The 13,751-nt window shown below is 64.2% G+C and carries 12 protein-coding genes; 11 read left to right on the top strand and 1 reads right to left on the bottom strand.

Features of this window, described 5'->3' with window-relative positions; all coding sequences use genetic code 11:
• The first annotated feature begins 168 nt into the window (after positions 1 to 168).
• The 6 genes from AQZ49_RS16600 (at position 169) to AQZ49_RS16575 (ending at position 6,145) form a co-directional block, all read left to right on the top strand.
• Positions 169 to 1,077, top strand: coding sequence for a LysR family transcriptional regulator (locus AQZ49_RS16600; RefSeq protein ID WP_067618409.1), 909 nt, complete (start codon positions 169 to 171; stop codon positions 1,075 to 1,077).
• Between the two features lie 104 nt (positions 1,078 to 1,181).
• Positions 1,182 to 2,297 carry an FAD-dependent oxidoreductase gene (locus tag AQZ49_RS16595; protein WP_067618130.1) on the top strand — a complete coding sequence of 372 codons (1,116 nt, stop codon included), beginning with the start codon at positions 1,182 to 1,184 and terminating at the stop codon, positions 2,295 to 2,297.
• 18 nt (positions 2,298 to 2,315) lie between these two features.
• On the top strand, positions 2,316 to 3,218 hold the full coding sequence (locus AQZ49_RS16590) for a VOC family protein (protein WP_067618127.1): 903 nt from the start codon (positions 2,316 to 2,318) through the stop codon (positions 3,216 to 3,218).
• 3 nt (positions 3,219 to 3,221) lie between these two features.
• Positions 3,222 to 4,394 (top strand): alpha/beta hydrolase family protein, encoded by a 1,173-nt coding sequence (locus AQZ49_RS16585; RefSeq protein WP_067618124.1) that lies wholly within the window; start codon positions 3,222 to 3,224, stop codon positions 4,392 to 4,394.
• Positions 4,395 to 4,405: 11 nt separating this feature from the next.
• Positions 4,406 to 5,185, top strand: coding sequence for a cyclase family protein (locus AQZ49_RS16580; protein WP_067618121.1), 780 nt, complete (start codon positions 4,406 to 4,408; stop codon positions 5,183 to 5,185).
• Between the two features lie 3 nt (positions 5,186 to 5,188).
• Positions 5,189 to 6,145, top strand: a complete 957-nt coding sequence (locus tag AQZ49_RS16575) for a fumarylacetoacetate hydrolase family protein (RefSeq protein WP_067618119.1) — start codon at positions 5,189 to 5,191, stop codon at positions 6,143 to 6,145.
• Between the two features lie 28 nt (positions 6,146 to 6,173).
• On the opposite strand, the gene AQZ49_RS16570 is transcribed toward AQZ49_RS16575, so the two are convergent.
• Positions 6,174 to 6,380, bottom strand: a complete 207-nt coding sequence (locus AQZ49_RS16570) for a hypothetical protein (protein ID WP_082701852.1) — start codon at positions 6,378 to 6,380, stop codon at positions 6,174 to 6,176.
• 244 nt (positions 6,381 to 6,624) lie between these two features.
• Between AQZ49_RS16570 and AQZ49_RS16565 the strand changes: the two genes are divergently transcribed.
• From AQZ49_RS16565 to AQZ49_RS16545, 5 genes are all read left to right on the top strand, one after another.
• Complete coding sequence (locus AQZ49_RS16565; protein WP_067618117.1) at positions 6,625 to 8,904, top strand: FdhF/YdeP family oxidoreductase; 2,280 nt, start codon at positions 6,625 to 6,627, stop codon at positions 8,902 to 8,904.
• Positions 8,905 to 8,912: 8 nt separating this feature from the next.
• On the top strand, positions 8,913 to 9,824 hold the full coding sequence (locus AQZ49_RS16560) for a LysR family transcriptional regulator (RefSeq protein WP_067618113.1): 912 nt from the start codon (positions 8,913 to 8,915) through the stop codon (positions 9,822 to 9,824).
• 109 nt (positions 9,825 to 9,933) lie between these two features.
• Positions 9,934 to 10,587 carry a 2Fe-2S iron-sulfur cluster-binding protein gene (locus AQZ49_RS16555; RefSeq protein WP_067618111.1) on the top strand — a complete coding sequence of 218 codons (654 nt, stop codon included), beginning with the start codon at positions 9,934 to 9,936 and terminating at the stop codon, positions 10,585 to 10,587.
• Positions 10,584 to 11,519, top strand: a complete 936-nt coding sequence (locus AQZ49_RS16550; RefSeq protein WP_067618109.1) for an FAD binding domain-containing protein — start codon at positions 10,584 to 10,586, stop codon at positions 11,517 to 11,519. The genes AQZ49_RS16555 and AQZ49_RS16550 overlap by 4 nt, the downstream gene beginning before the upstream one ends.
• Positions 11,520 to 11,531: 12 nt before the next feature.
• The gene (locus tag AQZ49_RS16545; protein WP_067618107.1) at positions 11,532 to 13,748 is read left to right on the top strand and encodes a xanthine dehydrogenase family protein molybdopterin-binding subunit; all 2,217 of its coding nucleotides are present in this window, start codon (positions 11,532 to 11,534) and stop codon (positions 13,746 to 13,748) included.
• Positions 13,749 to 13,751 lie beyond the last annotated feature (3 nt).

Below are 13,751 nucleotides of genomic sequence, written 5' to 3'. Positions count from 1 at the left end.
ATCGAAAAGTTCCCGAACACCAGTCCTGTGGGTGTTGCGTCGCTGCGCCGTGGTCACGTCGCGGGACGTGACCGTCGTTCCGCCAGGACCGAGGTTTGTTCCGGGCTGTCAATTGCCAGAAGCATTGCGTATGATGAGGCGCGTTATCCATCACTGGAATTGTTGATCATGCGCTTCAAGGAACTCGATCTCAACTTGCTGATCGTGTTCGCCACGCTGATGGAAACGCGCAGTGTCACCCGCACCGGCGAACGTTTGAGCCTGACCCAACCGGCGGCTAGCGCGGCACTGCGGCGGTTGCGCGCCTATTTCGGCGATCCGATGCTGGTGCAAGTGGGCAAGCGCATGCATCCCACGCCCTTTGCCGAAGCGCTCTATCCCCAGATCCAGCGCGCGCTGACCCAGGTGCAGCATGCCATCGCCACGCCTGCAGGCTTTGACCCGGCAACCAGTTCGCGCCGGTTTCGCATCAATGCGTCGGACTATGTCATGGTCGCGGTGCTGGTCGAACTGGCCGCGCGGGTGCGCGCCCATGCCCCGGCGATCCAGCTCGAAGTGCAATTGCCCACCGAATCCAACGCCGAAGACCTGGAAAACGGACGGATCGACGTGCTGATCGCGCCCGAACAACTGCTGGCGCCATGGCACCCTTCGGAATTCCTCTATGAAGAAGAACAAGTGGTGGTTGGCTGGAACGGCAATCCGGCGCTGGACGGGGGCCTGACCGAAGAGCGGTTCTTTGCCGCAAGCCATGTCGGGGTCGCGCTGGGGGTGCAGCGCGCGGCTACGTTTGCCGACACCCAACTGGCGCGGATGGGTCGCCAACGGCGGATCGCCATCGAAGTGGCCTCGTTCGCCAGCGTGCCGTGGTTTCTGCAAGGGACCGACCGGCTGGCGGTGCTGCACAAACGGCTGGTGCGCGCGATGATGCCGCAATTCGATCTGGCGTATGTGCCGATGCCCTTCCCGTTTCCGCGCTTGCGCGAAATGGTGCAGTTTCACGAATCCCGGCGCGACGACGCCGGGCTGGTATGGTTGCGCGAACAGTTGCGCCAGGCGGCGCTGAGCACATCATGAATTGAAATGATGCATTCGCATAAGTATAATGATTTTTACATATCACTGGCCAGGCGGCTAATCTCCCGTTGAAAGCGCATGCGAAGCGCACCGGGAGAGGCATTTTGGACAATCTGCAGATACTGATCATCGGTGGCGGCATCGGCGGGCTGACCAGCGCGATTGCGCTGCGCCGCGATGGCCATGCGGTGACGGTGATCGAGCGCGACCCGACCTGGTCGGTCTATGGCGTGGGCATCATACAGCAATCGAACGTGCTGCGCGCGGCACAGGCGCTGGGCATTCTTGACGGTTATCTTGCCGCCGGTGTCGGGTTTGACGCGGTCGAGATCTTCATCCCCAGCGGGCAAAAGGTGGCGCGCATTCCGGGCCATCCGGTGGCGCCGGGCCTGCCCGTCAATCTGGGCATCGGGCGCCCCGCGCTGCACAAACTGCTGGGCGATACCGCGATCGCGGCGGGCGCCGACGTGCGGCTGGGGATCACTGCCGAGACGCTCGACGACACCGGCGATGCCGTCAATGTCCGCTTTTCGGACGGCAGTCATGGCACCTGGGATCTGGTGATCGCCGCCGACGGGGTCTATTCCACCACGCGCGGACAAATCCTGCCCGGGGCGGAAACGCCCGAATTCACCGGGCAGGCGGTGTGGCGCTACAATTTCCCGCGCCCTGCCGATCTTGACGCGCTGCAGGTCTACAACGGGCCGACCGGGGTCGGGCTCGTGCCGATCAGCGACAGCCTGATGTACATGTATGTCACCACGCCCGAACCCGACAACCCGCGCTACCCCACCGAAGGCCTGGCCGCGCTGATGCGTGGCAAGCTGGCCGGGACCGCGCCCGCGATCCAGGCGCTGGCCGAACAGATCGTCGATGATCATGGCGTGGTCTATCGCCCGCTCGAAGGGATGCTGGTGCAAGGGCTCTGGCACAAGGGCCGCGTCGTGCTGCTGGGCGATGCCGTCCACGCCACCACCCCCCATCTGGGCCAGGGCGCGGGCATGGCGGTCGAGGACAGCATTGTACTGGCCGAGGAAATCGCGCGCGCCGCCACGCCCGAACAGGCGTTCACCGCCTTTCGCAACCGCCGTTTCGAACGCTGCCGCTACATCGTCGAAAAAAGCCTGGCCATCTGCCACGGCCAGATTGGCAAAGGTCCGCCGGTCGACAATGCGCAGGCCACCGCCGAAATGTTCGCCGTTGTCGCCCAACCCATCTGATTGTCAGGGAATTTTTCCATGAGCCGAGTAACCGATATCCGATACGTGGGCTATGGCGTGGTCGACTTCGACGCCGAAGCCGCCTTTTATGCCGATGTCTGGGGGCTGGACCGCGTACCCGGCGAAGACGGTATGGCGTGGTTCAAAACCCAAGGGCATGACGAACACCATGTCGTGCGCCTGCGCCCGGCGGACGAAAACCGCGTCGACGTGATCGCGCTGGCCACCGGTTCCGCTGCCGATGTCGACACGCTGGCCGAACGCGTGCGCAGTTCCGGCGGCCGGATCGTCCACGAACCGCAGCCGCTGACCACGCCCGGTGGCGGCTATGGCTTCCGGTTCTTTTCGCCCGACGGACTGCAGTTCGAAATCAGCGCCGGGGTGGCGCGCGGCACCAGCCGCGATCTTGCCCGCTGGGAAGGCGTTCCCGAAAAGATCAGCCATATCGTACTACATTCGCCCAACCACCAGGCGCTGGTCACGTGGTTCTGCGATGTGCTGGGGTTCAAGGTATCGGACTGGCTGGGCGATTTCATGTGTTTCCTGCGCTGCAATTCGGCGCACCACCGCTTTGCCATCCTGCCCGGGCCGCCCTGCCTCAACCATGTCGCCTATGACATGCCGACGCTCGATGACATGATGCGCGGCGCGCACCGCCTGAAAGTCAAAGGGATCGACATCGGCTGGGGCCCCGGTCGGCATACCGCGGGCAACAACACGTTCAGCTATTTCGTCACGCCGGCAGGTTTCGTTGCCGAATATACCAGCGAACTCGACGTGGTCGATTTCGAAACCCACACCGGCATGGTGCATGTGCCCGCGCCGCTGGTTATGGATCAGTGGGGCATCGGCACCGGCGGTCCGCAAACATTGCCGCACCCCCATCCCAATCCGGGGCTGTTTGTTGCGGTAGAGGCCTGACCCATGGCGCTGTTTGAATATTTCCCGAACTATATCTGGAACCTGTCGGTCGCCATCGCGATGGAATCGGGCGGGCAGATCGGCGAGATCGTCGATATGTGCCAGCCGATCCGTGATGCGGCGGCCAATGGCGCCGATGCCGGAACCCCCGCCTTCATGAAGGCCTGGGCGACGATGGGTGAAAAGCTGATCGAACTTGCCACTGAAGACGAAGCACGCGGCCGCGCGTTCAGCGCGTCCGACAAGCTGGAGCGCGCCTCGCTTTATCTGTTCAACGCCGAACGCATGCAGGGCCACGGCCATCCCGGTCGCGCCGAAACATATGCCAGAGCCCGCGCAACGTTCGACCGCTCGACCTCGCTCGGCAGCATAAACCGCGAACGCATCGAAGTGCCGCTGGGCGATGGCTGGCCCGCAGGCGCGACGATGCCCGCGCTCTATACCCGTGCGCCCGGCCCCGGTCCGCATCCGGTGGTGGTCTATTGCAATGGCCTCGATAGCTGCAAGGAACTGCTCTATTGGTCGCGCCTGCCCGAGGCACTGGCGCGGCGCGGCATCTCGACCCTGTGCGTCGATCAACCCGGCAGCGGCGAGGCGCTGCGCCTGCAGAGCCTGCCGGTTGCTCCCGACAGCGAACGCTGGGCCAGCCGCGCGATCGATTGGCTGGAAACGCAGGGCGATGTCGATCCTGCCCGCATCGGCATGACCGGCATTTCGCTGGGTGGGCATTTTGCGCCGCGCGCGGTCGCCCATGACTCGCGCTTTGCCAGCGGCGCCTGCTGGGGTGCCAACCACAACTGGCGCGAAGTGCAGGACAAGCGCCTGCTGCGCGAGGGCGAAAACCCCGTGCCGCATTACTGGGCGCACGTGATGTGGGCGTTTGGCGCCAGCGACATGGACGACTTTTTCGCGAAATCCGATGCGATGAACCTCAACGGCCAGATGGACCGCGTGCGCGTGCCGTTCCTGGTCACCCACGGCGCCAACGACCGCCAGATCAGCGTGCAATACGCGCACGACTGTTACGACCAACTGGTCAATTCACCGCGCCGCGAACTGAAGATCTTTACCGCGCGCGAAGGCGGGGTCGAACATGTCGGCGCCGACAACATGACATTCGGGCGGGACTATATCGCCGACTGGTTTGCCGATACGCTCGGCGGCAAAACGGCCTGAGAGGATTATTCATGGCGCGCCAATTCATCGATCTGTCGATCACGCTGTGCAACGACGTGGTGTCCGACCCGCCGTTCATGCGGCCCGAAATCACCTATCAGACGCACCACGAAACCGTGGGCGAGGCCGCGCATTTCTTCCCAGGGCTGACTGCCGAACAAGTGCCTGGCGGCGAAGGCTTTGCCGCTGCAGAATGGGTGCGCCTGACCACGCACAACGGCACGCATCTCGATGCACCGTGGCATTTCCACCCCACCATGAACGGCGGCGAGCGCGCCATCACCATCGACGAAGTGCCGCTCGAATGGTGTTTCCAGCCGGGGGTAAAGCTCGATTTCCGCCATTTCCCCGATGGCTATGTGGTGACGGCGCAAGATGTCGAGGACGAACTGGCGCGGATCGGCCACACCCTGCAACCGCTCGAAATCGTGCTGGTCAACACTGCCGCCGGCAAGGCGCTGGGGCGGCCCGATTTCGTCAATGTCGGCTGCGGCATGGGCTATGAGGCGACCATGTACCTGACCAGCCGCGGCATCCGCGTGACCGGCACCGATGCCTGGAGCTGGGACGCGCCGTTTGCGCATACCGCCAAAAAGGTTGCCGAAACCGGTGACACATCGCTGATCTGGGAAGGGCACAAGGCCGGACGCGACATCGGCTATTGCCATCTGGAAAAGCTGCACAATCTTGAGGCGCTGCCGCCCAGCGGCTTTACCGTGTCGTGCTTTCCGCACAAGATTCAGGGCGCCTCGGCAGGGTGGACCCGCGCCGTTGCGATCATCGAGGCCTGATCGATGCGGCTGGCAACATTGCAGGACGGCACGCCCGACGGGGCGCTGGTGATCGTTTCGGCTGATGGCGCTCGCGCGCTGCCCGCCGAGACCAGCCTGATCGCCGCGATCGCCGACTGGGCACGCAGTGAACCGGCGCTGCGCGCGCTGGCGGCGCGGGTCGAGGCCGGCCACGGCGATCCGCTCGACCCGGCACGGATCAGGGCGCCGCTGCCGCGATCGTGGCAATGGCTCGATGGGTCCGCGTTCAGCCAGCACGGCGACCTGATGCAGATTGCCTTCAACCTGCCGCCGATCGAAACCGACCGCCCGCTGATGTATCAGGGCCTGTCCGACCGGTTCTATGGCCCGAACGACCCGGTGCCGTTTGCCAGCGAGGCCGACGGCATCGATTTCGAGGGCGAATTCGGCGTGATTGTCGATGCCGTGCCGATGGGCGTGACCGCCGCGGCGGCGGCGGCGCACATCCGCCTGATCGTGCAGATCAACGACTGGTCGTTGCGCGCGATCGCGCCGGTCGAAATGAAGACGGGATTCGGCTGGGTGCAGGCCAAACCGGCGTGCAGCATGGCGCCGTTTGCGGTCACCCCAGACACCCTCGGGCCCGACTGGCGCGACGGGCGGGTCTGCTGCGATCTGGTGGTGACGTGGAACGGCGAACCGTTTGGCCGCGTCTGCGGCGACCAGATGGCCTTTTCGTTTCCCGAACTGGTCGCCCACGCCGCGCGCACGCGCGATTTGGTGGCGGGCACCATCATCGGATCGGGCACCGTTTCCAACCGCGAATATGCCACGCGCGGATCGGCCTGCATTTCCGAACGCCGCGCGATCGAGATGATCGCCGATGGCGCGCCGCAAACCGCCTTTATGGCGCACGGCGACCGCGTGCGCATGGAAGGCCGCACCCGCGACGGCCACGCGCCGTTCGGGGCCATCGATCAGATCGTGGTGAGCGCCTGACCCCGGGTTCCGGCCCGGTCTACAATCGTCAGTCTTTCGGTTTCAGCGTGACCCAGATGTCGACAGGGGTCACCACTTTGCCCGGTGCGGGTTTGCCGATGTCGATCCGTTCGGCGGTGACCAGTTCGCCCGTCTCGAGGTTGAAACTGATCCATGGCTTCGGCATCCGGCCAAAGGTCATTTTCTGGATTGGCCGTCCGGTGACGGTGTTCATGATCGTTGCGGTGATTCCCATGGCGCGCGGGTAGCGTGGGCCCGGCCGATCTGTCCACCTGACGGCTGTGGACAGCGCTGCAAATTCCTGCCCGTACCCGCTGGCAAGCGGGCCGCAGACATTGTATAACTGCTTGAGCTATAAGCGATCGGCCGTTCCAGATCGCCCAAATGCAGACGCGCGCGTGCGCTTTTTTTTGCGGAATCACAACTATCTGCGGGATCACAACCCGAGGCGCGGCAGGGTTTTTGCGAAAGGCAGGATTATGGCAGACAAACCGGTGGAAGGCGTGAAACCCTATGGCGGCCCGGCTGGCGGCTGGGGCGCGTTGCGGGCGGTGGCAACGGCCGTGCGCAGCCAGATGGGCGCGAGCACCGACACTCGCGCGCTGCTCAGCATGAACCAGCCTGATGGTTTCGACTGTCCGGGCTGTGCCTGGCCCGATCCCAGGCACACCTCATCGTTCGAATTCTGCGAGAACGGCGCCAAGGCCGTCACCTGGGAGGCAACCGCAAAGAAGGTCGATCCGGAATTCTTTGCCGCACACAGCGTGGCAGACTTATGGACATGGCCCGATTTCGACCTGGAAAATGCCGGGCGCCTGACCGTTCCGCTGCGCTATGACGCACAGGCGGACCGGTTCGTACCGATCGATTGGGACACCGCCTTCGCAACCATCGGCGCGGCCATGCGCGCGATGGAACATCCCGATCAGATGGAGTTCTACACGTCGGGGCGGGCATCCAACGAGGCCGCGTTTCTGTACCAGACGATGGCCCGCGAATTTGGCACCAACAATTTTCCCGATTGTTCGAACATGTGCCACGAGGCGACGTCGGTCGGTCTGCCGCAGTCAATCGGCGTCGGCAAGGGCACCGTGACGCTCGAGGATTTCGACCATTGCGACGCGGTGTTCTGCATCGGGCACAATCCCGGCACCAACCATCCCCGCATGCTTGGCACGTTGCGCGAAGTGTCGCGGCGTGGCGCAGCGATCATCGTCGCCAATCCGTTGAAGGAACGCGGACTGGAACGGTTTCAGGACCCGCAAGTGCCCACCGAAATGGCGACATTCGGTTCGACGCCGCTCGCCTCCGCCTATTACCAGGTCAAAGTCGGCGGCGATGCGGCCATGGTCAAGGGCATGATCAAGGCGTTGCTGCACGCCGATGCCAACGATCTGGCCCACGGCGGAACGGGGTTGCTCGACCGGCCCTTCATTGCCGAACACACCGCCGGGTTCGACGCGCTGAAGGCCGATATCGAGGCCACGCCGTGGGTTGCGATCGAACGCCGGTCAGGCCTGTCGCGTCAGGACATCACCGCCATGGCGCAAGTCTATTGGCAGGCCGAGCGCGTGATCATCTGCTACGGCATGGGTATCACCCAGCACCGCCACGGCACCGAGAACGTTCAGCAAATCGCCAACTTGCTGATGCTGCGCGGCAATATCGGTCGCGAAGGAGCGGGCATCTGCCCCTTGCGCGGCCATTCCAACGTGCAGGGTGACCGCACCGTCGGCATCACCGAAATTCCCGCCGAAAGCTTCCTGCAGCGCATGGACACCGCGTTCGGCATGACCAGCCCGCGCAAGCACGGCCACAGCGCGGTCGATTCGATCATCGCCATGCGTGATGGCCGGTCAAAGGGCTTTATCGGCCTGGGCGGCAATCTGGCGGTGGCGATCAGCGATCCCGAGGCGACTTTTGCGGCGTTCCGCAAACTCGACCTCAACGTACAGATCTGCACCAAGCTCAACCGCACGTGCCTGCTGACCGCGCGCGAAACCGTCGTGCTGCCCTGCCTTGGCCGCACCGAGCAGGATTATCAGGACGGCAAACTGCAATCGGTGACTGTCGAAGATTCGATGTCGATGGTCCACGCCTCTCGCGGGTTGCTCAAACCCGCATCGCCCGACTTGCGATCGGAACCGGCCATCATCGCCGGCATTGCCAAGGCGGCGCTGCCCGACAGCGTGGTGGCCTGGGACTGGCTGATCGAGGATTACGATCGCATCCGCGACAAGATCGAACAGGTGTTCCCCGATTTCTACGACTTCAACATCCGGGTGCTGCAAAAGGGCGGGTTCCGCCTGCGCGTCGGCGCCTCTGACCGCGAATGGGATACCCCCGACGGCAAGGCCCACTTCATCACTTTTCCCGGCACCGACGAAGATGACGGCAAAAGCGATGGCGTGCTGACGCTGACCACCGTGCGCAGCCATGATCAGTACAACACCACGATCTATGGCATGAACGATCGCTATCGCGGTGTGACCGGCCGGCGCGATGTGGTTTTCGTGCATCCCGACGATCTGGCGCTGTTCGGGCTGCGGCATGGCGATGTGATCGACATCGTGTCGGGGGATCGCGTGTTCGCGGGCCAGACAGCCATCGCCTATGGCATCGCGCGTGGGTCGGTGGCGGCCTATTATCCCGAAGCAAACCGCCTGATCGCGCTGGAAGACCATGACCACAAATGTGGTACGCCGTCCTACAAGTCGGTGCCGGTCACGCTGCGTGCGGCGGCGGCCCCGCCCGCATGACCATATAGATGCCTGCCTTTGGCCAATCCGATCTGCCCGACCTGCATGTGTTTGCCACGATCGCGCGGCGGCGCAGTTTTACGCTGGCGGCGATCGAGCTTGGCGTCACGACCTCTGCCCTGAGCCATCGTATCAAGAAGCTGGAGGCGCGACTGGGGGTGCGCCTGCTTCACCGCACCAACCGCACTGTCATGCCGACCGCGGTGGGCGAGCGCCTGGCCGAACGTCTGGGTCACGGCTTTGAGGCGATCGAGCATGCCCTGGGAGAGATCGAGGCGTTCCGCGCCAATCCCGCAGGCGAATTGCGCATCAACGTGCCACGCGATGCGTCCCGCTTGTTGATTGCCCCGGTGCTGGCCGAGTTTACCGCCGCCTATCCCGGCGTACAGCTCGTGCTGGCGGTCGAGGATCGGCCGGTCGATATCGTGGCCGAAGGGTTCGATGCCGGTATCCGCTATGGCGGCACGGTGCCGGAAGACATGGTTGCGATGCCGCTCACCGCGCCGCTCCGCTGGGTGGTGGTAGGCTCACCGGCCTACCTCGCCGCGCATGGTCGGCCGCGTTCGCCCGAAGACCTGCTTGACCACGCCTGCATCCGCGTCCGTCTGGGCGACAACTCGATCTTCCGGTGGGAACTGGGTGACGGAGAGGCAATGGTGCGGCTCGACGTCAAGGGTCCGTTTGCGGTCAACGAGACAGATGCCACAATCGACGCAGTCCTCCACGGTGTTGGCCTTGGCTATGTGCTCGAACGCCGGGTGGTGGACGATATCGCGCGCGGTGCGCTTGAAATCGTGCTGCCCGAATGGGCCTCTGTCGGCCCCCCGTTCTACGCCTATTACCCCAGTCGCAAGCATAGCGAACCTGGCCTGAGCCAGCTCATCGAGATGATCCGCACCCGCGAACAGCAACGCGGATAAGGCGCCAGTTATTAGCTGACATCAACGTTGCGTTTAGCCCACGTAACCACCCTTCCTCTGGCCCGATGGTTTTGAGCTTTCTAAAAGCAACCAACCAAGGAGCCTGGCGATGCGCAATTCCGGTGATTTGAATCCATCCGTAACGCGGCGTGGCGTGCTGTCGGGCGGCGCGGTCGCCGTGGCCGTCGCGTCGACACCCGTGCTCGCGGCAGACGCCGAGGCCGCATCGGGCCAGGCAACGGCGCCGTTGCAGACGGTCACGACCCGTCTGCACATCAACGGCAGGCAGATCGTGCTGACACTCGATCCGCGCGTGACGCTGCTGGATGCCGTGCGCGAGCACCTGGCGCTGACCGGGTCCAAAAAGGGCTGTGACCAGGGACAGTGCGGGGCATGCACGATGATCGTCAACGGCCGGCGCATCAACAGTTGCCTGACACTGGCGGCAATGCACGACGGTGACCAGGTGACGACGATCGAAGGGTTGGGCACGCCGGACAAGCTCCACCCGATGCAGGCTGCATTTGTCGCCCATGATGGTTTTCAGTGCGGGTATTGCACACCGGGACAGATCTGTTCCTCGGTCGCCATGCTGGGCGAGATCCGTGCCGGTATCCCGAGCCATGTCACCGCCGATCTGCAGCACGTCAGCTATTCAGACCATGAGGCGCGCGAACGGATGAGCGGCAATATCTGCCGCTGCGCCGCCTATCCCAACATTGTCGCCGCCATCCGGCAAGTACACGAGGATAGCGCAGCATGAGAGCCTTTACTTATACGCGCGCCGCGACCCCGCACGAGGCCGCAGCCGCCGTCGCCGCGCACCCCGGTGCAAAGTTTGTTGCAGGTGGGACGAACCTGCTCGATCTGATGAAAGTCGATGTGGAGAAACCGACACATCTGATCGACATCAATCGGCTCGGGCTCGATCGTATCGAACCCCTTGCCGATGGCGGATTGCGCATCGGTGCGCTTGTCCGCAACACCGATCTTGCTGCCGACAGCCGCGTCATCGCCGGTTGGCCGGTGCTGACCCGCGCGTTGCTGGCCGGGGCATCGGGCCAACTTCGCAACAAGGCGACAACTGCGGGCAATCTGCTCCAGCGGTCACGCTGCCCCTATTTCTACGACACCACCAAGCCTTGCAACAAACGCGATCCCGGCACCGGCTGTGCGGCGCTTGGCGGCTTCAGCCGCAATCTTGCCGTGCTGGGCGTATCCGATATGTGCATCAGCCAGCATCCATCGGACATGGCGGTAGCGATGCGTGTGCTCGACGCGACGGTGGAAACCGTCGCAGCCGATGGTGCGACGCGATCGATCCCGATTGCCGAATTCCACACGCTGCCCGGTGCAACGCCGCATATCGAAAATGTCCTTGGCCACGGGGAACTGATCACGGCGGTCACCCTGCCCCGGCCGATCGGCGGCACCCATGTCTACCGCAAGGTCCGCGACAGGGCCTCGTATGCTTTTGCCGTCGTCTCGGTGGCGATGATCCGCGGCAACGGCATCCAGCGCTTTGCGTTCGGCGGGATCGGCACCCGGCCCTGGCGCGTGGAACAGGCCGAGCGGTTATCGGGTGCCGAGGCGATCGCCGAACGCGTGCTGGTCGGCGCACGGCCGACCACGCAGAACCGCTTCAAGCTTGCGCTGACCCGCCGCACGCTCGCCGCCGTGCTTGACCAAGCCTGAAGGATACGCGCGATGGAATTCCTGACCCCCGCCGGCCCCAACTCGACCGACCGGCAGACCGTGCTGGGCAAGGCGCACGATCGTATCGACGGCCCGTTGAAAGTGTCCGGACTGGCCCGCTATGCCTACGAATATCACGATGTGGCGCCGCGCGCCGCCTATGGCGTGGTGGTTACTGCCGGGATCGGGCGCGGCAGCATCGATTCGATCGATGCGGTCGACGCCGAACGTGCACCGGGCGTCCTGCTGGTGATGACCCACCTCAACGCGCCGAAAATGTTCGGCCAGAATGCGGCGGCGCCGAACGACCCCAGGCTCGATCATGCGACGCCGCAACTCCAGGGGCCCCGGATCACCCAGCATGATCAGGCGGTGGCACTGGTCGTGGCCGAAACGTTCGAACAGGCGCGGGCGGCCGCGCGAAGCCTGCGCATTGGCTACAAGGCGCAGAGCGGTCGTTTCTCACTGCCGGCGATGCAGGTCGAGGGCAAACCGCACCCACGCGTTGCCGATATCGACATGGGCGATTTCGACACCGCCTATGCGTCGGCGCCGGTCAGGATCGATGCGACATTCACCACCCCCAACCAGAGCCAGGCGATGATGGAGCCGCATGCCTCGCTGGCCTTCTGGGACGGCGATCGGCTGACCGTCTATCTGGCGCATCAGGTCATGCACTGGGCCAGATCCGGTATCGCGGGCACAATCGGCATACCGGAAGCGCAGGTCCGCGTCGTTGCGGCCTATGTCGGCGGCGGCTTCGGGTCCAAGCTTGCGCTCTATTCCGATGCAATCCTGGCCTCGGTCGCGTCCAGACAGCTTGGCCGGCCGGTCAAGATCACCCTGACCCGTGCACAGATATTCAACCACACGACCCACCGCCCCCCCACCATTCAGCGGCTGCGTCTGGCGGCCGGGCATGACGGCAGGCTGATTGCCGTTGGTCACGAGACATTCACCGGCGATCAGCCCGGCGAGCGGGGCGAACTTGCCTCAAACCAGACCCGCTTGCTGTATGGCGGCGCCAATCGCCGGATTCATACGCGCATTGCCGAACTCGATCTGCCCAGGGGCGGATCGATGCGCGCACCGGGCGAGGCGGCTGGCCTGCTTGCGCTTGAAAACGCGATGGACGAATTGGCCGAGAAACTGGGCATGGACCCAGTCGAGCTGCGCATCGTCAACGATGTTCAATACGATCCGGAACAGGGCCCGAGCCGCCCGTTTTCAGAGCGCAAGCTGGTCGAATGCCTGCGCACCGGGGCCGATCGTTTCGGCTGGTCGCACCGTATTGCCACGCCGGGCCAGGTGCGCGATGGCCAATGGCTGGTCGGCATGGGTATGGCCTGTGCCATCCGCAGCAATCCGGTCCAGCCATCGGGTGCACGCGTGACCCTGCGGCCCGGTGGCACGGTGCTGGTCGAAAGTGCGATGACCGATATCGGCACCGGCAGTTATACGATCATGGCTCAGACCGCCGCCGAAATGCTCGGCCTGCCGATGGCGGCCGTCGAAGTGCGGCTGGGTGACAGCGCCTATCCCAAGGCTTCGGGGTCTGGAGGATCATGGGGTGGCAACAGCTCTACCGCGGGCACATACGCCGCTTGCGTGGCGCTGCGCGACACGCTTGCGCGCCGGGCAGGTTTCGATGGCTCCGACGTCAGCTTCGACAAGGGGCTGATCGTTTCTGGCGGGCGCAGTGTTGCGCTGGCGCAACTCGTCGCGTCGGGCCCGGTGACCGCCGAAGACACCATGACGTATGGCGATCTGACACGCAGATATGCGCAAGCCAGCTTTGGCGCGCATTTCTGCGAAGTCGGCGTGGACGTCCACACGGCAGAAGTGCGGGTCAGGCGGTTGCTGAGCGTCTGCTCGATCGGGCGGGTGCTCAATCCGGTCACCGCCCGCAGCCAATGCCTGGGCGGCATGACCATGGGTATTGGCGCCGCGCTGATGGAGGAATTGGTCGTCGACCCGCGGTTCGGATATTTCGTGAACCATGATCTCGCCGAATACCAGGTTCCGGTTCATGCCGACGTGCCCGATCTCGATGTCGTGTTCGTGGATGGCGAGGACACCAAGTCTTCGCCCATGAAGGCGAGAGGCGTCGGCGAACTTGGTATCTGCGGCGTGGGCGCGGCCATCACCAATGCGGTCTACAACGCCACTGGTGTGCGCGTGCGCGACTATCCCGTGACAATGGACAAGCTGCTGGCGGGCATGACCTGATCC

It is taken from the genome of Novosphingobium sp. FSW06-99, assembly GCF_001519065.1.
Lineage (GTDB): Bacteria > Pseudomonadota > Alphaproteobacteria > Sphingomonadales > Sphingomonadaceae > Novosphingobium.
The sequence above is the reverse complement of the archived record's forward strand: the minus strand, read 5'-3'. Positions and strand labels throughout refer to the sequence as shown.

Excerpts from the sequence above, each read along its gene's own strand:
- AQZ49_RS16600 (WP_067618409.1), top strand. The coding sequence starts at position 169 with ATGCGCTTCAAGGAACTCGATCTCAACTTGCTGATCGTGTTCGCCACG.
- AQZ49_RS16590 (WP_067618127.1), top strand. The coding sequence starts at position 2,316 with ATGAGCCGAGTAACCGATATCCGATACGTGGGCTATGGCGTGGTCGAC.
- AQZ49_RS16585 (WP_067618124.1), top strand. The coding sequence starts at position 3,222 with ATGGCGCTGTTTGAATATTTCCCGAACTATATCTGGAACCTGTCGGTC.
- AQZ49_RS16580 (WP_067618121.1), top strand. The coding sequence starts at position 4,406 with ATGGCGCGCCAATTCATCGATCTGTCGATCACGCTGTGCAACGACGTG.
- AQZ49_RS16575 (WP_067618119.1), top strand. The coding sequence starts at position 5,189 with ATGCGGCTGGCAACATTGCAGGACGGCACGCCCGACGGGGCGCTGGTG.
- AQZ49_RS16570 (WP_082701852.1), bottom strand. The coding sequence starts at position 6,380 with ATGGGAATCACCGCAACGATCATGAACACCGTCACCGGACGGCCAATC.
- AQZ49_RS16565 (WP_067618117.1), top strand. The coding sequence starts at position 6,625 with ATGGCAGACAAACCGGTGGAAGGCGTGAAACCCTATGGCGGCCCGGCT.
- AQZ49_RS16560 (WP_067618113.1), top strand. The coding sequence starts at position 8,913 with ATGCCTGCCTTTGGCCAATCCGATCTGCCCGACCTGCATGTGTTTGCC.
- AQZ49_RS16555 (WP_067618111.1), top strand. The coding sequence starts at position 9,934 with ATGCGCAATTCCGGTGATTTGAATCCATCCGTAACGCGGCGTGGCGTG.
- AQZ49_RS16550 (WP_067618109.1), top strand. The coding sequence starts at position 10,584 with ATGAGAGCCTTTACTTATACGCGCGCCGCGACCCCGCACGAGGCCGCA.
- AQZ49_RS16545 (WP_067618107.1), top strand. The coding sequence starts at position 11,532 with ATGGAATTCCTGACCCCCGCCGGCCCCAACTCGACCGACCGGCAGACC.